This is a genomic window from Streptomyces sp. GDS52, from assembly GCF_052246875.1.
Lineage (GTDB): Bacteria > Actinomycetota > Actinomycetes > Streptomycetales > Streptomycetaceae > Streptomyces > Streptomyces cathayae.
Genome location: NZ_CM125966.1, coordinates 2,522,343 through 2,545,954, shown reverse-complemented (window position 1 = coordinate 2,545,954; position 23,612 = coordinate 2,522,343). Strand labels below are relative to the sequence as shown.

At 71.4% G+C, this 23,612-nt stretch carries 27 protein-coding genes; 15 read left to right on the top strand and 12 right to left on the bottom strand.

From position 1 onward, the window contains the following. Nucleotides 1-66: 66 nt before the first annotated feature. Nucleotides 67-444: a WhiB family transcriptional regulator gene (locus ACTWJ9_RS11420; RefSeq protein WP_279334148.1), complete on the top strand. Its 378-nt coding sequence runs from the start codon at nucleotides 67-69 to the stop codon at nucleotides 442-444. A 207-nt stretch (nucleotides 445-651) separates the two neighbouring features. On the opposite strand, the gene glpX is transcribed toward ACTWJ9_RS11420, so the two are convergent. Further along, entirely contained in the window at nucleotides 652-1,686 is a 1,035-nt protein-coding gene (glpX, locus tag ACTWJ9_RS11415; RefSeq protein WP_279334147.1) for a class II fructose-bisphosphatase, read from the bottom strand. A 123-nt stretch (nucleotides 1,687-1,809) separates the two neighbouring features. Between glpX and ACTWJ9_RS11410 the strand changes: the two genes are divergently transcribed. Continuing rightward, nucleotides 1,810-2,355: a DUF4245 domain-containing protein gene (locus ACTWJ9_RS11410; protein WP_388703041.1), complete on the top strand. Its 546-nt coding sequence runs from the start codon at nucleotides 1,810-1,812 to the stop codon at nucleotides 2,353-2,355. A 79-nt stretch (nucleotides 2,356-2,434) separates the two neighbouring features. On the opposite strand, the gene ACTWJ9_RS11405 is transcribed toward ACTWJ9_RS11410, so the two are convergent. From ACTWJ9_RS11405 to xseA, 3 genes are all read right to left on the bottom strand, one after another. Then, nucleotides 2,435-3,025, bottom strand: a complete 591-nt coding sequence (locus tag ACTWJ9_RS11405) for a malonic semialdehyde reductase (protein WP_279334145.1) — start codon at nucleotides 3,023-3,025, stop codon at nucleotides 2,435-2,437. A 157-nt stretch (nucleotides 3,026-3,182) separates the two neighbouring features. Further along, nucleotides 3,183-3,443 (bottom strand): exodeoxyribonuclease VII small subunit, encoded by a 261-nt coding sequence (locus tag ACTWJ9_RS11400; RefSeq protein WP_279334144.1) that lies wholly within the window; start codon nucleotides 3,441-3,443, stop codon nucleotides 3,183-3,185. A gap of 9 nt (nucleotides 3,444-3,452) precedes the next feature. Continuing rightward, nucleotides 3,453-4,661, bottom strand: coding sequence for an exodeoxyribonuclease VII large subunit (xseA, locus tag ACTWJ9_RS11395; protein WP_279334143.1), 1,209 nt, complete (start codon nucleotides 4,659-4,661; stop codon nucleotides 3,453-3,455). A gap of 141 nt (nucleotides 4,662-4,802) precedes the next feature. Here xseA and ACTWJ9_RS11390 point away from each other — a divergent pair, with 141 nt between their 5' ends. Further along, the gene (locus ACTWJ9_RS11390) at nucleotides 4,803-5,837 is read left to right on the top strand and encodes a 4-hydroxy-3-methylbut-2-enyl diphosphate reductase (RefSeq protein ID WP_279334142.1); all 1,035 of its coding nucleotides are present in this window, start codon (nucleotides 4,803-4,805) and stop codon (nucleotides 5,835-5,837) included. Between the two features lie 82 nt (nucleotides 5,838-5,919). Then, on the top strand, nucleotides 5,920-6,666 hold the full coding sequence (gene ppgK / locus ACTWJ9_RS11385; RefSeq protein ID WP_279334141.1) for a polyphosphate--glucose phosphotransferase: 747 nt from the start codon (nucleotides 5,920-5,922) through the stop codon (nucleotides 6,664-6,666). Between the two features lie 133 nt (nucleotides 6,667-6,799). Here the strand turns inward: ppgK and ACTWJ9_RS11380 are convergent, their stop codons facing one another. Next, nucleotides 6,800-7,447: a DUF6542 domain-containing protein gene (locus ACTWJ9_RS11380; RefSeq protein ID WP_279334140.1), complete on the bottom strand. Its 648-nt coding sequence runs from the start codon at nucleotides 7,445-7,447 to the stop codon at nucleotides 6,800-6,802. Nucleotides 7,448-7,630: 183 nt separating this feature from the next. On the opposite strand from ACTWJ9_RS11380, the gene ychF reads away from it, so the two are divergent. The 5 genes from ychF to ACTWJ9_RS11355 all read left to right on the top strand — a co-directional run bounded on the left by ychF (nucleotide 7,631) and on the right by ACTWJ9_RS11355 (nucleotide 10,666). Beyond that, nucleotides 7,631-8,719, top strand: a complete 1,089-nt coding sequence (ychF, locus tag ACTWJ9_RS11375) for a redox-regulated ATPase YchF (RefSeq protein WP_279334139.1) — start codon at nucleotides 7,631-7,633, stop codon at nucleotides 8,717-8,719. Nucleotides 8,720-9,039: 320 nt separating this feature from the next. Beyond that, nucleotides 9,040-9,324 (top strand): hypothetical protein, encoded by a 285-nt coding sequence (locus ACTWJ9_RS11370; RefSeq protein ID WP_055570483.1) that lies wholly within the window; start codon nucleotides 9,040-9,042, stop codon nucleotides 9,322-9,324. Further along, a complete protein-coding gene (locus ACTWJ9_RS11365; RefSeq protein WP_443295648.1) occupies nucleotides 9,306-9,719 on the top strand; it encodes a DNA-binding protein in 414 nt (137 codons plus the stop codon). The genes ACTWJ9_RS11370 and ACTWJ9_RS11365 overlap by 19 nt, the downstream gene beginning before the upstream one ends. Before the next feature lie 411 nt (nucleotides 9,720-10,130). After that, nucleotides 10,131-10,415, top strand: coding sequence for a type II toxin-antitoxin system Phd/YefM family antitoxin (locus ACTWJ9_RS11360; protein ID WP_387036136.1), 285 nt, complete (start codon nucleotides 10,131-10,133; stop codon nucleotides 10,413-10,415). Next, a complete protein-coding gene (locus ACTWJ9_RS11355; protein ID WP_443295647.1) occupies nucleotides 10,412-10,666 on the top strand; it encodes a Txe/YoeB family addiction module toxin in 255 nt (84 codons plus the stop codon). Before ACTWJ9_RS11360 ends, ACTWJ9_RS11355 begins: the two co-directional genes overlap by 4 nt. A gap of 351 nt (nucleotides 10,667-11,017) precedes the next feature. Here ACTWJ9_RS11355 and ACTWJ9_RS11350 read toward each other — a convergent pair whose 3' ends face one another. Further along, complete coding sequence (locus tag ACTWJ9_RS11350; protein ID WP_443295646.1) at nucleotides 11,018-11,530, bottom strand: hypothetical protein; 513 nt, start codon at nucleotides 11,528-11,530, stop codon at nucleotides 11,018-11,020. A gap of 318 nt (nucleotides 11,531-11,848) precedes the next feature. Between ACTWJ9_RS11350 and ACTWJ9_RS11345 the strand changes: the two genes are divergently transcribed. Next, nucleotides 11,849-12,535: a siderophore-interacting protein gene (locus ACTWJ9_RS11345; RefSeq protein ID WP_443295645.1), complete on the top strand. Its 687-nt coding sequence runs from the start codon at nucleotides 11,849-11,851 to the stop codon at nucleotides 12,533-12,535. A gap of 16 nt (nucleotides 12,536-12,551) precedes the next feature. Here the strand turns inward: ACTWJ9_RS11345 and ACTWJ9_RS11340 are convergent, their stop codons facing one another. Further along, on the bottom strand, nucleotides 12,552-13,433 hold the full coding sequence (locus tag ACTWJ9_RS11340) for a shikimate dehydrogenase family protein (protein ID WP_443295644.1): 882 nt from the start codon (nucleotides 13,431-13,433) through the stop codon (nucleotides 12,552-12,554). Nucleotides 13,434-13,903: 470 nt separating this feature from the next. Between ACTWJ9_RS11340 and cysD the strand changes: the two genes are divergently transcribed. The 3 genes from cysD to ACTWJ9_RS11325 all read left to right on the top strand — a co-directional run bounded on the left by cysD (nucleotide 13,904) and on the right by ACTWJ9_RS11325 (nucleotide 16,224). Next, nucleotides 13,904-14,809, top strand: a complete 906-nt coding sequence (cysD, locus tag ACTWJ9_RS11335) for a sulfate adenylyltransferase subunit CysD (RefSeq protein WP_443295643.1) — start codon at nucleotides 13,904-13,906, stop codon at nucleotides 14,807-14,809. Between the two features lie 47 nt (nucleotides 14,810-14,856). Further along, nucleotides 14,857-15,123, top strand: a complete 267-nt coding sequence (locus ACTWJ9_RS11330) for a hypothetical protein (protein ID WP_443295642.1) — start codon at nucleotides 14,857-14,859, stop codon at nucleotides 15,121-15,123. A gap of 75 nt (nucleotides 15,124-15,198) precedes the next feature. Beyond that, complete coding sequence (locus ACTWJ9_RS11325; protein WP_279334123.1) at nucleotides 15,199-16,224, top strand: 3-dehydroquinate synthase family protein; 1,026 nt, start codon at nucleotides 15,199-15,201, stop codon at nucleotides 16,222-16,224. 44 nt (nucleotides 16,225-16,268) lie between these two features. Here the strand turns inward: ACTWJ9_RS11325 and ACTWJ9_RS11320 are convergent, their stop codons facing one another. Next, a complete protein-coding gene (locus ACTWJ9_RS11320) occupies nucleotides 16,269-17,180 on the bottom strand; it encodes a hypothetical protein (protein ID WP_279334122.1) in 912 nt (303 codons plus the stop codon). A 206-nt stretch (nucleotides 17,181-17,386) separates the two neighbouring features. Here ACTWJ9_RS11320 and ACTWJ9_RS11315 point away from each other — a divergent pair, with 206 nt between their 5' ends. Continuing rightward, entirely contained in the window at nucleotides 17,387-18,421 is a 1,035-nt protein-coding gene (locus tag ACTWJ9_RS11315; protein WP_279334121.1) for an aldo/keto reductase, read from the top strand. Then, on the top strand, nucleotides 18,418-18,831 hold the full coding sequence (locus ACTWJ9_RS11310) for a PPOX class F420-dependent oxidoreductase (protein ID WP_279334120.1): 414 nt from the start codon (nucleotides 18,418-18,420) through the stop codon (nucleotides 18,829-18,831). Before ACTWJ9_RS11315 ends, ACTWJ9_RS11310 begins: the two co-directional genes overlap by 4 nt. Before the next feature lie 42 nt (nucleotides 18,832-18,873). Here the strand turns inward: ACTWJ9_RS11310 and ACTWJ9_RS11305 are convergent, their stop codons facing one another. The 4 genes from ACTWJ9_RS11305 to ACTWJ9_RS11290 form a co-directional block, all read right to left on the bottom strand. After that, nucleotides 18,874-20,238, bottom strand: coding sequence for a cytochrome P450 (locus ACTWJ9_RS11305; protein ID WP_443295640.1), 1,365 nt, complete (start codon nucleotides 20,236-20,238; stop codon nucleotides 18,874-18,876). A gap of 3 nt (nucleotides 20,239-20,241) precedes the next feature. After that, complete coding sequence (locus tag ACTWJ9_RS11300) at nucleotides 20,242-21,099, bottom strand: SAM-dependent methyltransferase (RefSeq protein WP_443295638.1); 858 nt, start codon at nucleotides 21,097-21,099, stop codon at nucleotides 20,242-20,244. Continuing rightward, nucleotides 21,092-21,901, bottom strand: coding sequence for an SAM-dependent methyltransferase (locus tag ACTWJ9_RS11295; protein WP_279334117.1), 810 nt, complete (start codon nucleotides 21,899-21,901; stop codon nucleotides 21,092-21,094). Before ACTWJ9_RS11295 ends, ACTWJ9_RS11300 begins: the two co-directional genes overlap by 8 nt. Before the next feature lie 98 nt (nucleotides 21,902-21,999). Then, a complete protein-coding gene (locus ACTWJ9_RS11290; protein WP_387036091.1) occupies nucleotides 22,000-23,610 on the bottom strand; it encodes a serine hydrolase domain-containing protein in 1,611 nt (536 codons plus the stop codon). Nucleotides 23,611-23,612 lie beyond the last annotated feature (2 nt).

The window sequence follows — 23,612 nt, the reverse complement described above, 5'->3', positions numbered from 1 at the left end:
TGCGCACAGCGGGTAGGCCTTGCTGCATCGTCTCTCGCTCGCGAAGCCGTCGTCAGGAGTAGACCCGTGCCGCAACCGCCGCATTCGTCCCTGCAGGTAGCTGCCGTTCCGGCCCAGCGGGTGCCGACGCGAGACAGGGATCAGGACACGCCCTGGCACACCGAGGCGGTGTGCCGGCGTGACGAGGCAGGGCTGTTCTTCGCCCCCTCGAAGGAACCCACGGCCGCCCGGCTCTCCCGCGAGGAGGCCGCCAAGCGGGTCTGCGGCCGCTGTCCGGTGATGGTCGAGTGCCGGGAGCACGCGCTGCTCCAGCCCGAGCCCTACGGCGTCTGGGGCGGCCTGACCGCCGCCGAGCGCCGGGTGGTCCTGGCCCGGCGCCGCCGCCGCGACCTGGAGCTGCAGAAGACGGCGCACACCGGCGGCCCCATAGCCGCAGCGGGCTGATCGGACTCGACGGGGGCGCGGGGAACTGCGCCCCTGTACCGCAACGCGGGGCGCTCCCTGCGTCACCGTGTGCCGGAAGGGGCGCGGGGAGCTGTGCGCCCGGTCCCATCGGACCCGCACCGTTCGACGAGCCCCATGGGGCCGGGAGGGGGCCACGGACCGCACACCCGTGACCCCCCGGAACAACCCCTGGCGAACCCCGCGGGGCTACCTCGCCCGGTCGAAGTCCACCGCGCTGTAGGCGCGCAGCTTGCTCAGCCGGTGCTCGGAGTCGATCCGGCGGACCGTGCCGGACTTGGAGCGCATCACGATGGAGTCGGTCGTGGCGGTCTCGGAGCGGTAGCGCACCCCGCGCAGCAGCTCGCCGTCGGTGATGCCGGTGGCCACGAAGAAGACGTTCTCCCCGGTGACCAGGTCGGCGTCGGTCAGCACCCGGTCGAGGTCGTGCCCCGCGTCGATCGCGCGCTGCCGCTCCGCGTCGTCCTGCGGCCACAGCTTGCCCTGGAGGGTGCCGCCGAGGCACTTCACGGCACAGGCCGAGATGATGCCCTCGGGGGTGCCGCCGATGCCGAGCAGCAGGTCGATGCCGGTGCCCTCGCGCAGGGCGAGGATCGAGCCGGCCACGTCGCCGTCGGAGATCAGCTTGATCCGCGCCCCGGTCTCCCGGATCTCCTTGATGATGCCGTCGTGCCGCGGCCGGTCGAGGATCACCACGGTGACGTCCTCGGGCGTGACCCGCTTGGCCTTGGCGACCCGGCGGATGTTCACGGACACCGGCGCGTCGATGTCGACGAAGTCGGCCGCCTCCGGCCCGGTGACCAGCTTGTCCATGTAGAACACCGCGGACGGGTCGAACATCGAGCCGCGTTCGGCGGCGGCGAGCACGGCGATCGCGTTGGTCATGCCCTTCGCGGTCAGCGTGGTGCCGTCGATCGGGTCGACGGCGATGTCGCACTCGGGTCCCGTCCCGTCGCCCACGCGCTCCCCGTTGAAGAGCATCGGGGCCTCGTCCTTCTCGCCCTCGCCGATGACGACGACGCCGTTCATCGAGACGGTGGAGACGAGGGTGCGCATGGCACGTACCGCGGCACCGTCGGCGCCGTTCTTGTCGCCCCGCCCGACCCAGCGCCCCGCGGCCATCGCCGCCGCCTCGGTGACCCGGACGAGTTCCAGGGCGAGGTTGCGGTCGGGAGCTTCGGAGGGCACATCGAGCTCGGACGGCAATTGATGGTGCTCGGTCATCGGAGCGCACCTTTCTGTACGACGACGGCCGGATGAGGGTATGGGGTGACTCTAGCGCCGGGATGACAAAATGAGCAGGGGACCCCACGGATGAGCGCGACGGGGACCTGCGACGATAGAGGCGTGGCAGGAACGAACAGCACGCAGAAATCGGCCCGGGACATGGTTCTCTCCCTGGGCCTCATCTTGCTCGCCGCGGGAGTGATCTGGCTGTTCAGCCCGCATGACGAGTCGGAGCCCGATCTTCAGCGGGTCGACTACCGGGTCGACCTGCTGACCGCACGCCGCGCCGCCTCCTACCCGGTGGCCGCGCCCGAGGGGCTGCCCGAGGAGTGGAAGCCCACCTCCGTCCGCTACCGGGGCAAGGACTTCGAGTCCTGGCACCTCGGCTACCGGGCCCCCGACGGGCAGTACGTGGCGGTCGAGCAGTCCACCGAGAAGCCGGTGGTCTTCATCGAGGACGCGACCCAGGGCGCGGAGAAGACCGGGACCACCCAGCAGATCGACGGCAGGACCTGGACCCGGTACGAGGGCGATCACTACGACGCGCTGGTGCACGAGGACCCCGAGGGCTCGACCACGGTGGTGACCGGCACGGCCTCCTTCGACCAGCTGACGCGGATGGCCGAGGCGCTGCGCGTCGACCCCGCCGCACCGGCGTCCGGCTGACGGGCGTACGACGGACCGGCATGCGGAAGGACCCCCCGACAGAATCTTGTCGGGGGGTCCTTCCGCATGCCGGTGACCGTCAGACGGTGGTGACGACCTTGTCGTACTCCAGGCGCGGGCTGCGCGGGAACCAGGCGTTCTCACCGGGACGGCCGATGTTGACGACCATCAGCGGGGTGTGGTCGTCGTCGAGGAACTCCTTGCGGATGCCCTCGAAGTCGCAGCCGGTCATCGGTCCGGCGGCCAGGCCGACGGCGCGGACGCCGATGATGAAGTACGCGGCCTGCAGGGCGGCGTTCAGGGAAGCCTGGCCCTCCCGCATCGAGCGGTCGCCGGCGAACATGTCCTTGGCCCCGGGGAAGTGCGGGAAGAGCTGCGGCAGCTCCTCGTGGAACTCGTTGTCCGCGGAGAGGATGGCGACCAGCGGGGCGGCGGCCGTCTTGGTCGCGTTGCCCTCGGCCATGTGCTGGACGAGACGCTCGCGGGCCTCGGGGGAACGGACCAGGGTGACGCGCAGCGGCGACTGGTTCATGGAGGTCGGGCCGTACTTGACCAGGTCGTAGATCGCCTGAATCTGCTCGTCGGTCACCGGCTCGTCGGTGAACGTGTTGGCGGTGCGAGCCTCGCGGAACAGGAGGTCCTGGGCGGCGGGGTCAAGAACGAAAGACATGGGGTGAACCTTCTCGGGGTATACGTCGGATTCATGAGCCAAATCCGTGGGGGTGCCACGTATCGGCTGACGGGAACGACGTTACGCCAATAAAGTTCAACGTTCAATTAAGTGCGGAATCCGGTGACCCACTTCACAGCCGCGGTCAGTCGTCACCTCACCGTTCGGAGCCCCCGGAGCCCCCGGTCTCCTCCTGTGCGAGTGCCGCGTCCAGCCGGGCCCGCGCCCCGTCCAGCCGACGGCGGCACACCTTGGCCAGCTCCTCGCCCCGCTCCCAGAGCGCGAGCGACTCCTCCAGCGTCGTACCGCCCGTCTCCAGGCGGCGCACGACCTCGATCAACTCGTCCCGCGCCTGCTCGTAACCGAGCGCCTCGGCCTCGGCCGAGGCCGCCGTCGACTGGTCCTTCTTGCTGGTCATCCGCCCACCCTACGCATCGACTCGGACTGTGAACTCACCCTCGGACACCCGCGCCCGCAGCACCTCACCGGGCTCCACCCCGCCCGGATCGCGCACCGCCTGCCCGTCGGCCCGCTGCAGCACGGCGTACCCGCGCTGGAGCGTCGCGGCGGGGGACAGGGCCACCACGCGCGCGTGCGTGTGCGTCAGCTCGGAGTCGGTCCGGTCCAGCTGGTGGCGCAGACAGCGCCGGGCCCGGTCGAGCAGCGCCGTGACCTCCCCGGCCCGCGCGTCGACCATCCGGTACGGATCCTCGACCGACGGCCGGGCCAGGGCATGGGCCAGTCCCCGCTCCTCCCGGTCGACGAACGCCTGGACGCAGCGCCGCGCGCGGTCGCGCAGCAGCCGCACCCGCTCGTACTCCTCACCCACGTCCGGGACGATCTTCTTGGCGGCGTCCGTCGGAGTGGAGGCCCGTACGTCGGCGACGTGGTCCAGGAGCGGGCTGTCCGGCTCGTGCCCGATCGCCGAGACGACCGGCGTACGACAGGCCGCCACCGCCCGCACCAGCTGCTCGTCGGAGAACGGCAGCAGGTCCTCCACGCTGCCCCCGCCCCGCGCGACGACGATCACGTCCACCTCGTCGACCGCGTCCAGCTCCTTCACGGCCTGGACGACCTGCGGCACCGCGTGTACCCCCTGCACGGCGACGTTGCGCACCTCGAAGCGGACGGCGGGCCAGCGGCGCCGGGCGTTCTCCAGCACGTCCCGCTCGGCGGCCGAGGCGCGTCCGCAGACCAGCCCGATCAGCCGCGGCAGGAACGGCAGCGGCTTCTTCAGCTCCGGCGCGAAAAGACCCTCCCGGGCGAGGGACTTCTTCAGCTGCTCCAGCCGGGCGAGCAGTTCCCCGACCCCGACCGGCCTGATCTCGGCGGCCCGCAGCGACAGCTGCCCGCGCGGGGCGTACCACTCGGGCTTGCAGTGCACCACGACGCGCGCGCCCTCGCTCACCACGTCGGCGACGGCGTCGAACACCTGCCGGTAGCAGGTGACGCCGACGGAGATGTCGTGCGAGGCGTCCCGCAGCGTCAGGAACACCACCCCGGCGCCCGGGCGCCGCGACAGCTGGGTGATCTGCCCCTCGACCCACACCGCGCCGAGCCGGTCGATCCACCCCCCGATGAGCCGCGACACCTCACCGACCGGGATCGGCGCTTCCGCAGACGTGTTGAGAGCCATGCCGCGAGAGTAGTGCGCACCACCGACAACGCGGGCCCTCCCGCCTGTCGACAACGCGGGCCCTCCCGTCCACCGGCCCGCACCCCTTCCCCTTCCCCTTCCCCGGACGCGATCACCGGCCCGCCGGACGTGGCCCTTACGATGGGACGCATGACCGCTTCGTCTGGCCGCCGTGTCCTGCTCGCCGCCCCCCGGGGCTACTGCGCGGGCGTGGACCGCGCCGTGATCGCCGTCGAGAAGGCCCTCGAGCAGTACGGGGCCCCCGTCTACGTCCGGCACGAGATCGTGCACAACAAATACGTCGTGCAGACCCTGGAGAAGAAGGGAGCCGTCTTCGTCGAACAGACGGAGGAGGTGCCCCCGGGCAACATCGTCATGTTCTCCGCGCACGGAGTGGCCCCCGTGGTCCACGAGGAGGCCGAGCGCGGCCGGCTCGCCACCATCGACGCGACCTGCCCGCTGGTCACCAAGGTGCACAAGGAAGCGGTCCGGTTCGCCCAGGAGGACTACGACATCCTCCTGATCGGGCACGAGGGCCACGAGGAGGTCATCGGCACCTCCGGCGAGGCGCCCGACCACATCCAGCTCGTCGACGGCCCCGAGGACGTCGCCAAGGTCGAGGTCCGCGACCCGTCGAAGGTGGTCTGGCTCTCCCAGACCACCCTCTCGGTGGACGAGACCATGGAGACCGTCGACGCCCTCAAGGGCAAGTTCCCCCAGCTGATCTCCCCGCCCAGCGACGACATCTGCTACGCCACGCAGAACCGTCAGCTCGCGGTCAAGCAGATGGGCGCCGAGGCCGACCTGGTCATCGTGGTCGGCTCCCGGAACTCCTCCAACTCCGTACGGCTCGTCGAGGTCGCCAAGCTCGCGGGCGCCCGCGACGCCCACCTGGTGGACTTCGCCGACGAGATCGACGAGGCATGGCTGGAGGGCGTCTCCACGGTCGGCCTGACCTCGGGCGCCTCGGTGCCGGAGGTCCTGGTCGAGCAGGTCCTGGAATGGCTCGCGCAGCGCGGCTTCGAGGACGTCGAGATCGTCAAGGCCGCCGAGGAGTCCATCATCTTCTCGCTGCCCAAGGAGCTCCGTCGCGACCTGCGCGACGAGGCGGCGGCGCTGGTGGCGGAGCGCGGCGGCACCGGGTCGGACGGGCCGGGGGCGCACTCCGCGGGGTGACCCCCGTGAAGGTTCCGGAGGGTTCCGGAGGGCGGCGGCATCCGGTGCGGTGACCGTCCGCCGTCCGACATACCGTAGGTCCATGCAGATCTTCGGTGTGGACATCGGCGGTTCCGGGATCAAGGGTGCCCCGGTCGACCTGGACAAGGGGGACCTCGCGCAGGAGCGCCACAAGGTCCTCACCCCGCACCCGTCCACGCCGGACGCGGTGGCCGACGGCGTCAAGGAGGTCGTCGACCACTTCGGCTGGTCCGGACCGGTCGGGGTCACCTTCCCCGGCGTGGTCACCGACGGCACCACGGTCCGTTCGGCGGCCAACGTCGACAAGAGCTGGGTCGACACCGACGCGCGCATGCTGCTCGGCGACCGACTGGGCGGCATGCCCGTGACGGTGGTCAACGACGCGGACGCGGCGGGCATCGCCGAGGTGCACTTCGGCGCCGGCCGGGGCCGCCGGGGCACGGTCATCCTGCTGACCTTCGGCACGGGGATCGGCAGCGCCGTGTTCGTGGACGGCCTCCTCGTCCCCAACACGGAGCTCGGCCATCTGGAGCTGAACGGCCACGAGGCGGAGAAGCGGGCCTCCAGCAAGGCCAAGGAGGACCACGAGCTGACGTGGGAGCACTGGGCACGACGGGTGCAGAAGTACCTGGCCCATGTGGAGATGCTGTTCTCGCCGGAGCTGATCGTCATCGGCGGCGGCGTCAGCCGCAAGTCCGACAGGTTCCTGCACCACATCCACGGCATCAAGGCCGAGGTCGTCCCGGCGCGGCTGCAGAACAACGCGGGCATCGTCGGGGCGGCGATGCGGGCGGCCACGGGCGTGTGACGCCCCGCGGCGGACCGGGTCCGGAGTCTGCTCCGGACCCGGAGCGTGCGCCGGGTCCGGTCCGCCGCTCGAGCTCGGAAGCCGTTCAGGCCCGGAACAGTTCCGGCCCGGAGCAGTTCCGGCCCGGAGCAGTTCAGGCCCGGAGTCGGCTGCGGGCGGCGGCGGCCCGGCGGTTGAGTACGCGGACCGTCCGCATCCTCCGGCCGAGCACGATCGCACCGGCGACGAGGGTGCCCCCGTACAACCAGCCGGCCTGGGTGGCGAGGCCGGTCACCATGCCCATCAGCCAGCCGCCGCTCCCACCGTCGTCGACCAGGGGAAGCAGCCCCAGGGCGAAGGCGATCGGGACGATCACGGGCGCGGTGAGCAGGTCCTCCTCGCGCACCCACAGCGCCGTCAGCACGCACACCGGCAGGAACAGGACGCCGTACACGGTCTGGACCGACCCGAACAGCAGCGCGACGAGGAACCCGAGCGTCAGCATCACGAAGCCGCAGAACAGCCCGCCGCCCAGCCCGGTGAGCCGGGGGTTCGGCAGGTTCCGGGCGGCAGGGAGAACGGGCCGCCGGGCCCGGGCCGGACGGCCCGGCGCCGGCCCTCCGGGCGCCGGGCGACCTGGCGCCGACCGCCCCGGCACCGGGCGGGCGGCGGGCCGGGCGGACCGCGCGACCCCGCCCCCGGGTGCCCGCCCCGCCTGCGGGGGCAGCGGCGGCCGGGGAGGCCTGGGCGGCCTGTCGCGTCGCGGTCCGTACCGGGCGGCTCGCGTCCTGGGTTGCTCCACTGGACCAACTTAGGTCTGTTTATGTGCCGAATAGCCCGTCAGACACGCCGGAAAGCGAAGACCGTCCAGACGTTCGACAGGTCGCCGGGGAGGAGGGCGGGCACGCCGTAGACTGGTGGATCGGCCCACGCAGACCAGTCGTCGGGTCCTCGTCCCCCAACCTCACGTACGGGAAGTCGCAACGTGTCGCTCACGATCGGAATCGTCGGCCTGCCGAATGTCGGCAAGTCGACCCTGTTCAACGCCCTGACCAAGAACGACGTGCTGGCGGCCAACTACCCGTTCGCCACCATCGAGCCGAACGTCGGCGTGGTCGGTGTCCCCGACGCCCGCCTGACGAAGCTCGCGGAGATCTTCGGCTCCCAGCGGATCCTCCCGGCGACGGTCGACTTCGTCGACATCGCGGGCATCGTGCGCGGCGCCAGCGAGGGCGAGGGACTCGGCAACAAGTTCCTGGCGAACATCCGCGAGTCCGACGCGATCTGCCAGGTCATCCGTGCCTTCAAGGACGAGAACGTCGTCCACGTCGACGGCAAGGTCTCGCCGAAGGACGACATCGAGACGATCAACACCGAGCTGATCCTCGCCGACCTGCAGACCATCGAGAAGGTCCTGCCGCGCCTGCAGAAGGAGTCGCGGATCAAGAAGGACATCGCGCCCAAGGTCAAGGCGGTCGAGGAGGCCAAGGAGATCCTGGAGAAGGGCGACACGCTCTTCGCGCACGGCATCCTCCAGGGCAGCGAGCGTGCCGAGCCCCTGCACGACCTGCACCTGCTCACCACCAAGCCCTTCCTCTACGTCTTCAACGTCGACGAGGACGAGCTGACCGACGAGGACTTCAAGAACGAGCAGCGCGCCCTGGTCGCCCCCGCCGAGGCGATCTTCCTCAACGCCAAGCTGGAGGCGGACCTCGCCGAGCTGGACGAGGAGGACGCCATGGAGCTCCTGGAGTCGGTCGGCGCCGAGGAGCCCGGCCTCGCCACCCTCGCCCGCGTCGGCTTCAACACCCTCGGCCTGCAGACGTACCTCACGGCCGGCCCGAAGGAATCCCGCGCCTGGACCATCAAGCGCGGCGCCACCGCCCCCGAGTCCGCCGGAGTCATCCACACCGACTTCCAGAAGGGCTTCATCAAGGCGGAGGTCATCTCCTTCGCCGACCTCGTCGAAACCGGCTCGGTCGCCGAGGCCCGCGCCAAGGGCAAGGCCCGCATGGAGGGCAAGGACTACGTCATGCAGGACGGCGACGTGGTGGAGTTCCGCTTCAACGTGTAGTAGGCGCTGTGCCGCAACGTCACTGATCTAACAAACATGCAAGTCAGGAGGGGTCCGACCTTTCGGGGGCGGGCCCCTGGTTGTTTTCCGTGCTGGGAAACCTGCCTGGTCTTCACCTGTCATCATCCCTGGTCATCCCTACCGTGCTGAGATTGTGCCGGGGATGGTGGTTGGCTTCTGTGCGGGTCGCGGACTGTGCGGTGTGCGACGAGAGGGGGCGGGGCGGGCGACTCTTCCCCGGTCTCTTCCGGGTGGCTCCCGCGTGGGCGGCGGGGGCGCGGGCCGTAGCACTTTTCCTACTTGTTTGACACACTTGGGTCATGGCTGAGACGACGTACAGCATCGGAGAAGGGCCGGCGACGCGGGTGAGCCTGTCGCTTCCGGAGGGGACCGCGGAGGCGATCCGTGCGCGGGTGGGCAAGCGGGAGTTCTCCGCGTTCATCGCCGCGGCGGTCGAGCGTGAGCTGCGCGGCCAGGTGCTGGACGAGTACCTGGCGGACTACGAGAACCGCAAGGGACCGGTCTCCGAGCAGGCTCGTCAGCGGGCGCGGCAGGTCTTCGACGAGGTGTTCGCAGAGGAGGCCGAGTGGCCCGCCGCAAGCTGAGTCACGAGGGGACACTGGTCCTCGACAGTGAGGGGCTCTCGAAGCTCCTCGCCGACGACGAGCAGGTGGTGGCTCTGGTGGCTGAGGCGCGCTCGCGAGGCATGGAGGTCGTGATCAGTGCGCTCACCATCATCGAGGTCGTCCATGTCCGTACGAACAAGCCCCGCCTGAACTGGGTGCTCTCCGGACTGCGCGTAGTCCCCGTGGGCGACGAGGAGGCGAAGGCGGCCTCGAAGCTGCTGATGGATGCCGGTTTGCACGGTCACAAGTATGCGATCGATGCTGCGGTCGCCGAGGCCGCGTTGCGGCAGTACCGCCCCGTGGTCATGTTGACCTCCGATATCGACGACATGGTCAAGCTGTGCGGCGATCGCGTCCGGCTCGTGGCGGTGTGATGTCCCTTTGCCCGGCTCGCCGACGCAGTCTCATCGACGAGTTGGTCCCGGTGCCATGAGTTTCCCGACCGGTGGAGGACCCGCCAGTCCGTAAACAGTCCGCAGGATGCTCGTAGGCGCCCGTCGGCGGCCAACGCACCCAAACGGTGAAAGTGCTGGCCAGCGCCTTGGACGGTGCTCCGCCGCAGGTCAGGAGTGACCCGCAGGCATTCCGCTTCAATGTGTGAGCGGTTCATTGCCGTGAGTCGATGGTTTCGTCGAGTCCGTAGCGGCTGGGGGCTGGTCCCTTCGAGGGCTGGCCCCTTGTTGTTGCTCATGCCGGGAGGTCTGCCCCTTCGCTGGGCGTCTGCTCTGTTCATGAGCAGTGAGAGTGGTACGTTATTCAGTACCACTGATGGAGAGGGGCAGGTCATGTCCATAACTGCGAGCGAAGCCCGCAAGGCTCTCTTTCCGCTGATCAAGAAGGTCAACGACAACCACGAGGCCATCGAGATCGTCTCCAAGCACGGCAATGCCGTACTCGTCTCGGCCGAGGATTATGCAGCCCTGCGCGAAGGCTCGTACCTGCTGCGCTCTCCGGCGAACGCTCGCCGACTGCTCAAGGCGTACGAGAATGCCTTGGCCGACATCAACGTGTCGGAGCGAGAGCTGATCGACCCTGACTCGCCGGATGCGGCCAGTGAGGGTGCTGAGTGAGACTCGTCTTCGAAGATCAGGGCTGGGAGGACTACACGTCCTGGCTCAAGAACGACCGCAAGATGCTCGCTCGGATCAACAAGCTCATCGAGGACGTCAAACGCGACCCCTTCACTGGAATCGGTAAGCCCGAGCCGCTCAAGTACCACTTGCCGGGTGCTTGGTCGCGGCGGATCGACGACGAGCACCGCCTGGCCTACCTGGTCACGGACAAGGGGATCGTGATCCTCGCGGCCCGCTATCGCTACTGAATTCTCTGTCGTCGTCACTGAGCCGGTCCCCCAGTGGGGGCGGAACAGGTGGCGTTGGTGCGGGCGCGGCCGGTCGGCACCGGTACGCGCCAAGGGCCGGGTGGCCCCTGCCGCTGCCCCTGGTCGGTGCACCCCTCGGATGAGCACGACCGGGCGTCGGCCAAGGCTCTGTTCGCCCGGACGGGTGTCCCGGTCCGCCTCTTGGGGTGCTCCGCCGGCCATCCCGTACAGGTGGTGAAACTGGCACGTACCGCCTGCCGGGTCAAGGGCTGGAGTTCAAACCACTTCGCTGATCTGGCAGACATGCAGGTCAAATGGGGTCTGACTCTTCGGCGTCAGACCCCTGGATTCTTACCGTTCCGGAGAGGTGCTGGACGCCGACGAGTCGCGCGGGCACCACGGGGCGTGCGTGCCGTGCGACGGGGCGGCTGACTCAGCCGATCGGGCCTCCAGCGCATGTTCTTCACAGGGTGAACGCCCGTTGCGGGAAAAATCTCTGCCTGCCCGGCGTCGTCGATCTCCGACGCGGCGACGGGGGCGTCCCGCGGGAGGGGGTCCCGGCGAGTCGTTCCTGTGCGACGGGTTGCCGACGGCGCCGCCGGTGGCCGTGCGGATCGCGTGGGCGTGGCGCCGGGAGAGAGCCGCGACGTCCTCGAACTCCGTCAGGTCGGTGCCGGCCAGGACCGCTGCGCCGAGGTGCTCGTCCAGCACCCGCACGACCGCGGTGCGCACCCCCGGCTCGCCGGCCGGGAGGTCGAGACGGTCGCCGGCGAGCGCGCGCAGCTCCCGTTCCGTCCGGTCGCAGGCCGTCAGCCATGCCGTGCGGAGCGCGGACTCGGTGTCGGTGAGGACGCCCCCCCGCATGACGATCGGCTCGGCGCAGTCCTCCCTGCCGCGGAAGTGACGCTGAGTGACATGCCGGCATGTGGAGGGGGCGCCGACTGTGCTTACGGCCCCAGGCCGACCGTCACCGAGCGTGAGTGGCGCGTGGCCGGGGCGTGGGACGTGCGTGGGTAGGGTGACGGGGCGTCGGCGGAAGCCTGCGGAGTGCGCGGGGCGCGGAGCGGCGCCGGACGACCGGGCGGATCGATGGCGAGCGGATCAGGAAGGGGCGGACGGGTGAGTTTCTCTGGCATGTCCAGGCGGGGTACGGGTCAGCGGCACCGGTTCCAGGACACCCGGATGGTGGACGTGAAGGTGGCCGAGGTGCGTGGGGTCACCCCGCACCTGCGGGAGCTGACCCTCGTGGGCCCCGCCCTCACGGTCCTGCGCAGCAAACCGGGCGCACACCTGCCGGTGGAGGTGCCGGACGAGGCGGGTGTCCCGCAGCTGCGGACGTACTCCGTCTGGGCGGCCGACCCCTCACGGGCCAGGCTGACGTTACGCGTCGCCCTGCACCGGCCGGGCGGACCGGGCAGCCGGTGGGCCGACTCCGTCGAGGCGGGGACCCGGACCAGGGTGGGCGCGCCGAGGAACCGGATCTCGCTGGACCCCAAGGCGCGCTACCACGTCTTCGTCGGCGAAGAGACGGGCGCCGTACCCCTGTTGACCATGCTGGCCGCGCTGCCGGCCGAGGCCGAGGCCCACGGGGTGCTGGAGACCACCGGGCCGGAGGAGGAGTTCTCGGCCCCGTACGGCGCCCGCTCTCTGCCCTGGGTGCACCGCGGCCGCGGGTCCGCCGTGGCCTCGCGCCTGCTGCTGGATGCCGTACGGCGGTTGGAGCTGCCGCCCCAGGCGGGCATCGCCTATGTCGCGGGGGAGGCGACGACCTGCCGCGCTGTCGTGCGCCACCTGTGCGGCGAGCGGGCCTGGCCCCGCTACGCGGTGCGCACGCAGGTGCACTGGGCGACGGGCAGAAGCGGCCTCTGAGGCCCGCGCGGGACGCTCACCCGCCGCTCGCGTCGGCCGCGTCACCCGGGCTTGGGCGCCGGGCCCGGCGCCCCGCCGAGGTTTCCCTCCGGAGCCCGAAGAACGTTCGGTAGAGGCTCAGTTGGTGGTCGAGCATGTGGTGGCCGCGATGGGTCGGGAGGCCGCGTGCGGACGCCGCCAGGAGCAGGGGTGTGTCGCGCGGTTCCATGACGATGTCCGCGACCAGTGTGCCCTCGCCCAGCGACTTCGGGTCGAAGGGCAGCGGGTCCGCCGGGCGCATGCCGAGCGGAGTGGCGTTGACGGCGATGTCGCAGCCGGGTGCCCCGTCGGCCGAGTCGAGCACGGTGACCCTGCCGGGCCAGTGTTCCTCCAGCCGGCCGCGCAGCACCTCGCGCTTGGCCCGGTCCGGGTCGTGCACCAGCAGCTGGGCCGCTTCGGCTTCGAGGACCGCCGCCGCGATGGCGCGGCCCGCGCCCCCGGCGCCCGAGAGGCGGACGACCTTTCCCTTCGGCGCGTGGCCGCGGGCGCTCAGCCCCGCGACGAACCCCCGCCCGTCGAAGTTCTCCGCCCGCCACCGGCCGTCCTCGTCGCGGCGCATCGCGTTCGCGCTGCCGGACAGCGCGGCGCTGTGACCGAGTTCGTCGGCGAACGCGCACGCCCTGATCTTGTGGGGGACGGTGATCAGCAGGCCGTCCACGTTCGTGGTGCGCTGCAACCCGGTGATCACGTGCGCGAAGTGCCGGGGTTCGGCGTGCACCGGGAAGAGAACCGCGTCCAGGCCCAGGCGGGCGAAGAGCGGATTGAGCAGGGAGGGCGCCTTGACCTGGGCGACGGGATCGCCGACGACCGCGAACAGGCGGGTGGTGCCGCTGATGGCGGGTGTCGCCGTCTCGTCCACTCGCTCCCCCTGTCGCGTCGCGAACGGGCCCCGGACGCAGGCGCCCCCTCAGTGCGTGCGGCGTCAAGCTAGCAGCGGGACGCGGGTCTTTCCAGAGGGCCACCGGAGGGCCGGGAGCCGGCCGAAGGAGCGGGCGGAGGGGGGACTTTCGGTCAGATCGTCGTGGCGACCGGAGGCCAACTTGACTCTGCGTAGTGGTGGTTGTCACAGTTTGCCAGTCCCGCCCGAGGGCTTGCGCAGCTGTTCCCGCTACCGCGCCACGCGGCTGCCGGGCCCGACGCCGGGCGACGATCGAGCGACCCGCCGGCCGGCGGGCCGGCGCCTCGCGGTCCTTCCCGGAGCCGCCCACGCGACGTACCGCACCATCGCTCAGGACCACAAGAGCACAGGGCCGGGCGCCCGTGCCCCCGACCGCCTGATGCCCCGGCGCAAGACGTTTCGAAGCCGCTTTGACCTTGTGGAGGACGCTGTTGAGCACGGACCCGGTCCTGTCCCATCTCGAACTGCTGGAGTCGGAGGCCGTCCACATTCTGCGGGAAGTGGCCGGCGAGTTCGAACAGCCGGTGATCCTCTTCTCCGGCGGCAAGGACTCCATCCTGATGCTGCACCTGGCGCTGAAGGCCTTCGCACCGGCGGCCGTGCCCTTCCCGCTGCTGCATGTCGACACCGGGCACAACTTCCCCGAAGTGCTGGACTACCGGGACCGCACCGTCGCCCGTCACGGGCTGCGCCTGCACGTGGCCCTGGTGCAGGAGTTCATCGACCGCGGGGAGCTCCAGGAGCGGCCCGACCGGACACGCAACCCCCTGCAGACCGTGCCACTGCTGGCCGCCATCGACCGCAACGGCTTCGACGCCGTGCTCGGCGGCGCGCGCCGCGACGAGGAGAAGGCGCGGGCCAAGGAACGGATCTTCTCCCTGCGTGAGGAGTTCGGCGGCTGGGACCCCCGACGCCAGCGCCCCGAGCTGTGGCAGCTGTACAACGGCCGTCACTCGCCCGGTGAGCACGTCCGGGTCTTCCCGCTGTCCAACTGGACCGAACTGGACGTCTGGCAGTACATCCGGCGCGAGAAGATCGAACTGCCCGCCATCTACTACGCACATGAGCGGGAGGTGTTCGCCAGGAGCGGCATGTGGCTGGCGCCGGGTGAGTGGGGCGGGCCCGAACAGGGGGAGCGCCTGGAGAAGCGCCGGGTGCGCTACCGCACGGTCGGCGACATGTCCTGCACGGGCGCGGTCGAGTCCGCGGCCGACACCATCGAGAAGGTCATCACCGAGATCGCCGCGTCCCGGCTGTCGGAGCGGGGAGCCACCCGGGCCGACGACAGGCTCTCCGGGACCGCGATGGAGGACCGGAAGCGTGACGGCTATTTCTGACCTGGCCGGCATCGTCGACACGCTCGGTGAGCCGGTGGTGCTCGACCGTGAGCCGCCGCGCCCCTCCCCCCGCGCCCCGGACCGAGTTCACCGGTGCTCCGTTGCTCGCCGGGGATGAACCGAGGAGCGGCGGGGCCGTCGGCCGCTCGCTGCCGGCGCCGATCTCCACCAGCCCGCGCGGCCCACGCGGGCGAGGGCGCCCCGGCACTCGCCTCCGGTACGGGCGTGCCTTCCCGGTGGCCGGACTGACCATCCTGGCCGGTACGTCCATGGTGGCGCTGCTGCCCGGGCAGCAGCGCGCCGCGTCGGGGTGACCCGGCCACGGGCCGGTGGAACCCCTGGCCGGTGGTGGTCTGTTCGGTGCGCGCTGCGAACCGCAGACTGGCCGCATGACGACTGCGCGGCGCATCGACGTACAGCTGGGTGAGCGTTCCTATCCCGTGCACATCGGCCCCGGTGCGCGCTCGCTGCTCCCCGGGATCGTGGCACGCACCGGCGCGGCGCGGGCGGTGGTGGTGTCGGCGCGGCCCGCGGGGACCGTACCGGACCCGGGGGTGGCGCACCGGGTGATCCGGGCCCAGGACGGAGAGCACCGCAAGACGCTGGCCACCGTGCACGAACTGTGCCGCGGGTTCGCCGAGTTCGGCCTCACCCGGGCCGACCTCGTCATCTCCTGCGGCGGCGGCACCACCACGGACGTCGTGGGACTGGCGGCCTCCCTCTACCACCGGGGGGTCGCGGTCGTGCACCTGCCGACCACACTCCTCGCACAGGTCGACGCGGCGGTCGGCGGCAAGACGGCGGTGAACCTGCCCGAGGGCAAGAACCTGGTCGGCGCCTACTGGCAGCCCCGGGCGGTCCTGTGCGACACCGAACTGCTGAGTACCCTCCCCCGGGAGGAGTGGGCCAACGGGTACGGCGAGATAGCCCGCTGCCACTTCATCGGCGCCGGTGACCTGCGGGGCCTGCCGGTGCACGAACAGATCGCCGCGAGCGTCGCGCTCAAGGCGTCCGTCGTGGCTGCCGACGAACGGGACGCCGGATTGCGCCACATCCTCAACTACGGTCACACCCTGGGCCATGCGCTGGAACGCGCCACCGACTTCGCGCTGCGCCACGGCGAGGGCGTCGCGATCGGCACCGTGTTCGCCGGCCGGCTGGCGGGCGCCCTGGGACGCGTCGGCCGGGCTCGGGTGACCGAGCACCTGGAGACCGTACGCGCCTACGGGCTGCGGGAGCGGCTTCCCGCGGACGTGCGGACGGCCGAACTGGTCGCGCTCATGCGCCAGGACAAGAAGGCGACGACCGGCCTCACCTTCGTACTCGACGGCCCGTCCGGCGTGGAACGGGTCGAGGACGTCCCCGAGAGCGTGGTGGTGTCCACCCTCGCCGAGATGGGGCGCGAGCGGAGCTGATGGGCCGCGAGCGGAGCCGGGGGCGCCCCGGGCGAGCGGCGCGCTCAGATCCTGCCGTACGCCCGGAGCGTGCGCACGGCGTTCAGCGTCACGATGGGGCGCCACTCGGCGAGCGTGCCGGGCGCCCACACCCGCCACAGGACGGGCCAGCCCCCGTCGCTCTCCTGCGAGGCGCACAGATGCTCCAGCGCCCGGTCGACCTCCCGGTCGGAGAACCAGCCGCGGGCCAGCGAACCGGGGGTGCGCGCGACGTCGTACACGTAGTGGTACTCGCCCGGCGCGTACGAAGGGTGCACGGGGAACTCCGCGGCGCGGTCCGGGTCGGTCACCACGAGCCGCTCGTCGCGCACCAGCGTCCCCAGCCGCTCGGCCGACTTGGCGGCGCGCTCGCGGTCCCTCACCGCGACACCGTCGAGGAAGGTGACCGCCGCCTCCACCTCGTAGGGATGGGAGCCCTCCAGCGAGTCCACCGCCCCCCAGCAGAACTCCGTGGCAGCCTCCAGCCACGGGTGCGTGATGCCGTTGCGGTGCAGGGTTCCGACGATCACGCCGGTGGACAGCAGCGCCCCCGGCGGGTCGTCCCGCAGCGGGAGCACGGAGGCCGAGGGGTACCCGGCGCCCCCGGGGTGGATCGCGGGGACACCGCCGTCCGGCGAGGTGAGGGAGGGGAGGTGGTCGAGGAGCAGGGCGGTGTGTGCCGGGTCGCAGCGCCCGATCTCGTCCAGGACGAGCAGGGCCGTCGCGGCGTGCAGCGGCTGCGGGGCGGGACCGCGCACGTCCGCCTCCAGGGCGTAGCCGTAGCCGCCGTCGGGCCGGGCGTAGGCCGCCAGGGCCCGTTCCACGGCGTCCGCCTCACCCCCGAGGAAGTGGTAGGAGAAGCGGTGTTGTTCCAGCACACGGGCGGAGAGCCAGATGAACCGCTCCGCACGGTCGATGATCCTGGGCGATGCAGGCATGGGTACCTCGCGTGGTGGGTCTCTGCGGTCGGCGCCGCGGCCGTGTCCGGCCGTCGGGCGACGCACCTGACGGGGCGGCACATGTCATGGGCCGCGTACGGGCGAACAGGTCGTGCCGGGGACGCGCTCTGGTGCGACCGGGAGGCGGGGGGTCACAGTGGTACGACCATGGCTCATCTGTTGGCCGGCAGAGAGGCGTACGTCGCATGCGGCGAAGGATATTGGGTGGAAGCGGCATCTCGGTGACCGAATTCGCCCTGGGCACCATGATGTTCGGCTCCTGGGGCAACACCGACGAGGCCGAGGCCGCCCGAGTCGTCCAGCTCGCACTGGACGCCGGGATCAATCTGGTCGACACGGCCGACATCTACGGCGAGGGAGGCTCCGAACGCATTGTCGGCAGGGCGATCAAGGGGCGCAGGGACGACCTCGTGCTGTGCTCCAAGTTCCACAGCCCCATGGGCAAGGACGCCAACCACCAGGGCAACTCCCGTCGTTGGATCATGCAGGCCGTCGAGGGCTCGCTGCGCCGGCTCGGCACCGACCGCCTCGACCTGTACCAGGTGCACCGGGTCGACCCGGACACCGACATCGACGAGACGCTCTCCGCGCTGTCCGATCTCGTGAGGTCGGGAAAGGTCCTGGCCATCGGCACGTCGAACTTCCCGGCCGACCAGCTCGTCGAGGCGCACTGGGCCGCGGAGCGTCGCGGCCACGTCCGCTTCCGCAGCGAGCAGCCGCAGTACTCGCTCCTCGCGCGCGGTGCGGAGACCGACATCCTGCCCGCCGCGCGACGGCACGGCATGGGCGTGCTGGCCTGGGGGCCGCTGGGCGCGGGCTGGCTGACCGGCAAGGACATCAGGCCAGGGGTGGGCCGCGCCGTCCTGGAGGCGCGCAGGTTCGACCTGTCGGTGCCGGAGAACGTCGCCAAGGTACACGCGGTGACGGCGCTCAAGAAGGTCGCGGCGGAGGCCGGTGTCTCCCTCGCCCACCTCGCCCTGGCCTTCGTCCGCGCCCACCCCGCCGTCACCGCCGTGGTCATCGGCCCCCGTACTCCCGGACAGCTGGCGGATCTGCTGGCCGGTGCGGATGTGGTGCTGGACGACGACGTCCTGGACCGGCTGGACGCCATCGTGCCGCCCGGCACCGACCTGAACCGGGCGGACAACCACTACGTGCCGCGCGTGCTGTCCGATCCGCACCTGCGCCGGCGCCCGATGCGCGGCCCGGAGGCACGATGACCGGCGTCCCGCTCACGGAGCGGGTCAGAGCCCTGCTGGACGCGCCGGTCTTCGCCGTCGTGGCCACCGTCGGGCCGGACGGGACACCGCACCAGTCCGTCGTGTGGGTCACCCATGACGGCTCGCACCTGCTGTTCGGCATCGAGCGCGGCAGCCGGAAGGAGCGCGAGCTGACGCGCTCCGGCCGGGTCGGTGTCCTGCTTCACCCGCCCGAGGCCCCGTACACCTATGTGTCGCTGTGGGGCGCCGCGGAACTCGAACCACACGAGAGACACCCGGGGTTGATGGACGCGATCTCCCGCAAGTACACCGGGCTGCCGCACGCGGAGTTCCTCGGCGGGAACGTCCCCGCCGAGGAGGACCTCGTGTTCGTCCGTCTCGTGCCCGAACGGGTCCTCGACGTCGGGTAGGTGACACAGCCGCCCGGCCGCCCGGCCCGCACCCGGCCCCGTTCAGGTGCGAGGTTCCGTCAGCATGGGCAGCGGCCCCATGCCCACCAGGGCACGCGGGGTCGGGTGGACGTCGGTCGTGGAGATGGGCCGCAGCCGCCAGCGGGAGGCGATCGTGGCCAGCGCGACGCTCGTCTCCGCCATCGCGTAGTCGTCGCCGATGCACTTGCGGCTGCCGGAGCCGAACGGGATCATCGCGCCGCGCGGCACCTCTCCCGAGCGCTCCGGCGCCCACCGGTCCGGGTCGAAGCGCTCCGGGTCGGGGAACAGGGAGCGGTTGCGGTGCAGGGCGTAGGAACTGTAGAAGACGACCGTTCCCGCGGCCAGCGGCTGCCCCCCGAGCTCGGTGTCCCGGGAGACGACCCGCGTCACGAACCAGCCCGGCGGATACATCCGCAGCACCTCGGTGATCACCCGCCCGGTGTAGGGCAGATCGTCCCGGCCGTGCCCCTTCGGCCCCTCCCGCGCCGCCCAGGCGTCCGCCTCCTCCTGGAGCCTTCGCTCGTGTTCCGGCTCCCGGCCCAGGAGTTGCAGGGCCCACGCGAGGGCGGTCGCGGTGGTCTCGGTGGCGGCGGTGAGGAAGTTCATCACCTGGTCGTGGATCTCCTGGTCGGAGAGCCGGTCACCGTCGTCGTAGCGGGCCGTGAGCAGCCCCGACAGCAGGTCCCCGTGGTCCACCCCGGCGGCCCGGTAGTCGCGGATGACCGTGTCGATGAGGGCGCGCAGCTCCTCCAGGGCGCTCTCGAAGGCGCGGCGCTCGGGCCCGGGGAGCTTGTGCAGCAGATCGATCGGCGCGACCATCCGCCGGTAGATCCCCTTGAGGACGACGGGCAGGCAGCGCACGATCTGCTCGACGTGGTCCGTGCCGATGTCGGTGGACAGCAGCACGCGCGCGCCTATGCGGGCGGTGACCGCGTGCAACCGCGCGTTGGCGTCGATCGTCCCGCCCGGCCGCCAGCGGGCCGTCTCCGCCTCCACCTCCTCGCGCATCACCTCCGGGTACGAGGCGATGCGCTCACGCCGGAACGAGGGCTGCACCAGGCGGCGTTGGCGCCGGTGGTCGGAGTAGGGGCAGTTGCCCAGGCTGTTGCCCATGAGCAGCTGGGTCTTCTCGTAGAAGGGGCCACCCCGGTCGAAGGTGCGGGGTTCCTTCAGCATCTGGTCGATGAGTTCGGGGTGGCAGGCCATGTACAGCGGCTGCCCCTTCATCTCCAGCCGGACCAGGTCGGCCTCGTACTGGAGCGAGGTCAAGAACTCCAGCGGGCGCCGCCGCATCGGGACCAGGTGTCCCAGCAGCGGCAGCCGGCCGGGCGCGGACGCCACCGACCACCGGCCCGCGGGGGCGGGTTTCGTCTCGGTATGGGACATGGCTCAGCTCCTTCCCTTCGCGGCCGGCGCCTTGGGCCGGCGGGCGGTCACCACGGCGTAACCCAGCTCGGTGATGTCCCCGAAGCGGCCGAGGTCGTTCACCATGTACTGGAACTCCTCCTCGGTCACGAGCTTGCGCAGCGCCTCCCCGGACCGGGCGAGGGCGCCGCCGACGATCCGGTACGAGGGGCGCACGAACTCGCCGATGTCGAGGAACTCGACGACTTCGAGGCCGGCCGCGCGCACGCACTCCTCGTACTCGCTCCGGGTGAGCATGGGGCCCTGCTGGTAGTTCTTCATGGCGCCCTCGACGAGCGAGCGGTGGTCCTCGCTCTCCAGCGGCCGCACCAGCAGGAAGTCGGTCACGGTCACCAGCCCGCCCGGCCGCAGCACCCGGGCCAGCCCGGAGAAGACGTCGGTGCGGTCCTGGGCGTGGCACACCGTCTCGATGGCGTACGCCGCGTCGAAGGACGCGTCCGGAAAAGACAGTTCGAGCATGTCGTGGACCGTGAACTCCACGGAGCCGGCGAGCCCGGAGTCCTCGGCCAGCTCCGTCGCCTGCCGGGCCTGGTGGGAACTGAGCGTGATGCCGGTGACGTTCACCCCGTGGCGGCGTGCGATGTGCACCGTCGCCTTGCCGTTGCCCGAGCCCACGTCCAGGACCCGGTCCCCGGGGGTGAGCCGCAGCCGGTCGGAGACGAAGTCGGTCAGCCGGACGCCGGCCTCCTCCACGCTGCTGGGGTCGTCCGCCCCCCTCCAGTAGCCGCCGTGCAGGAAGCCGCCCATGGCCTCGGCCATCGCGTCGTTGATCCGGTCGTAGAAATCACCGACGCCGCTTCTGGGCTCCGGTGCCTCAGGCATCGGGGCGCACCGCGACGACGAGCAGATGGCCGAACTCCTGGACGTCGACGAGGTCGCCCGGATTGAACTGGTCGACCAGCTCGCTGCCGTAGTCGGCGGACAGCTCGGGGGCCGAGCCGGTCAGGCGGGCGGACAGCTCGACGAAGGTGCGGCGCAGCGTGGGCACGCTGATGTCCGTCAGCTCCTCGAACCACAGACCGGCCCCACGCAGCAGCGGCGGGTAGTCCTCCGCCTGGACCATGGTCATCATGAACTCGCGCAGATAGCGTTCGACGGCCGGGCGCCCCGAGTCGGGGATCGGGCCGCGCTCGAAGAAGTCGGTGAGCACCAGCCGGCCGCCGGGGCGCAGCACCCTTGCGACATGGCTGAGCACCTGCGCCCGGTCGGGCATGTGGATGATGGACTCCAGCGCGATGACGGCGTCGAAGGACGCGTCGGCGTACGGCAGGTCCATCGCGTCGGCGCGCTCGAAGCGGACCTGGTCCGCCAGGTTCAGCGAGGCGGCGTGCTTGTTGGCCAGCTCCACCTGCTTGTGGCTCACCGAGATACCGGTCACGTCGGCGCCGGTGCGCTGGGCGATCCGGCTGCCGGGGGCGCCGGTGCCGCAGCCGAGGTCGAGGACGCGGGAGCCCGGCCCGATCCGCAGCCGGTCGGTCATCAGGTCGGTCAGGCGGTCGGTGGCCTCGTCCAGCGGCGTGGTGCTGTCCGGGCTGTCCCAGTAGCCGAAGTGCAGGTTCTCCCCCAGCGTGACACTGCCGAGGTCGGTGTAGCGGTCGTAGAGCCGGCCGACCTCGTCGGACACGGGGAGAGAGGGAGGAGCGGGCTGCTGTGCCATCGGGCGCCTTTCTCGTACGCGATATGCCGACACCCGGTGCCGGGCGGAGCGGCAGGGGGTGGGGATCAGACGAGTCCCAGATCCTGGTGGACGGCGTCGGTGATGCGGAACATGCGCTCCTGGTGCCGTTCGTGCTCCACCTTGCCGTTCAGGTGGAGTGCCACGGCGAGGCGCGTCTCGGGGTCGGCGAAGGCGGTGGCGGTCCACAGCCCGTCGTGGCCGAAGGCACGCGGTGAGGCGTGCCGGGAGAAGCTGACGAACTCCTCTCCCAGCGAGGCGCACTCCAGGCGTAGGCCGAAGCCCCAGTCGGCGTTCCCGTACCGGTCGCGCACTCCGGTGCGGTGCCGGCCGGTCAGCGCGGCCACGCTCGTCGGGGAGAGGACGCGCCCGCCGGGCGCGGCCCCTGCGGCGAGCAGCATCTCCAGGAGCCGGCCCAGGTCGCTGAGCGGCCCCCGGGTGTTCACACCGGGGATGCAGTGGGTGGTGGCGCCCCGGGTCGACCAGAACCACGTGGGCTGCGGGGTGTCGCCCAGGTTGCTCACGTGGATCAGCGGGAGCCGTTCCCCGTACGCGTCGTAGTCCTCGGGCGTCAGGTACACCCGGGTGCGGTCCATCCCGCAGGGGCGCAGGATCTCCTCCTCGACGTAGGCGCCGTAGTCGCGTCCGTCGAGCACCGGCAGCAGGCGCGCCAGCACGAACCACGCCCACCACTGGCTGTAGTTGATACCGGCCGGGGTGCCCGGCTCCCGCTGGGGCACCACCGCCTCGAACGCCCGTCGCAGCCGCACCTCGTCCGCCGCCCCCACCACACCGTGCAGCGGGTCCTGGCCGGTCGGGACGGGCGCCGTGTGCGTGAGCAGCTCCATCGAGGTGATCGCCGTCTTGCCGCCGGCCGCGAACTCGGGCAGGTAGTGGGCCACCGGCAGGTAGGGGTCGAAGTCCCCCCGCTCCCAGAGCCGGCCCAGCGCCACGGAGAGCAGCGGTTTGGCGCAGCAGTACCACAGCGGCATGGAGTCGGCTGTCATGGCGACGCCGGGGCGGGCCGTACCCAGTCCGGCGTCGGCCACGGTCTTGCCGTCCAGCGAGACGTAGAACTGCGCCCCGGGCGTCGAGTCGCCCACCTCACGGCGCAGCTCGCGCACCGTCCGGGGCAGGTTCTGCGCCGCCCGCTCCACCGCCTCGGCATCCGAGGGGGAAGCCGCGACGCCGTCGCCGTGCTCCCGCGGCACGCCCCGCGCTCCGGGCGCGCGTACGGCTCCGGGCGGCACGGCGGTGCCCTCGCGCAGTGCCGCGACCTGCCCCGCGCGGTCGCGTTCCAGAGCGGCGTCGATGAAGAACAGCAGACTGAAGTTGCCGACGACCCGTACGTCACCGCGTTCCAGGATCTCCACCCTGGCCCGGGCGGGGCCCAGCAGCAGGTCGTACGCGGCGGCGTACGGCGCGGTGATCAGCAGCCCGGGCGGTTCCCCGGCGGCCCGGCTCACCCCCAGTCGTCCGCCCGCCAGGTCGACGAGGACGTCCGTGACGGGCGCCGTGCCGGGCGGCGGGTCGGTGACCGTCAGCCGGTACGCGACCGTACTGCGCGGCGCCGGGTCGGGAGCGGGCAGCCGCCCGGCGGTGGCCAGCCAGTCGGCGGAGAGGAGGGCACGGGTCGTGGTGTCGGTGCCGGACGTCATCG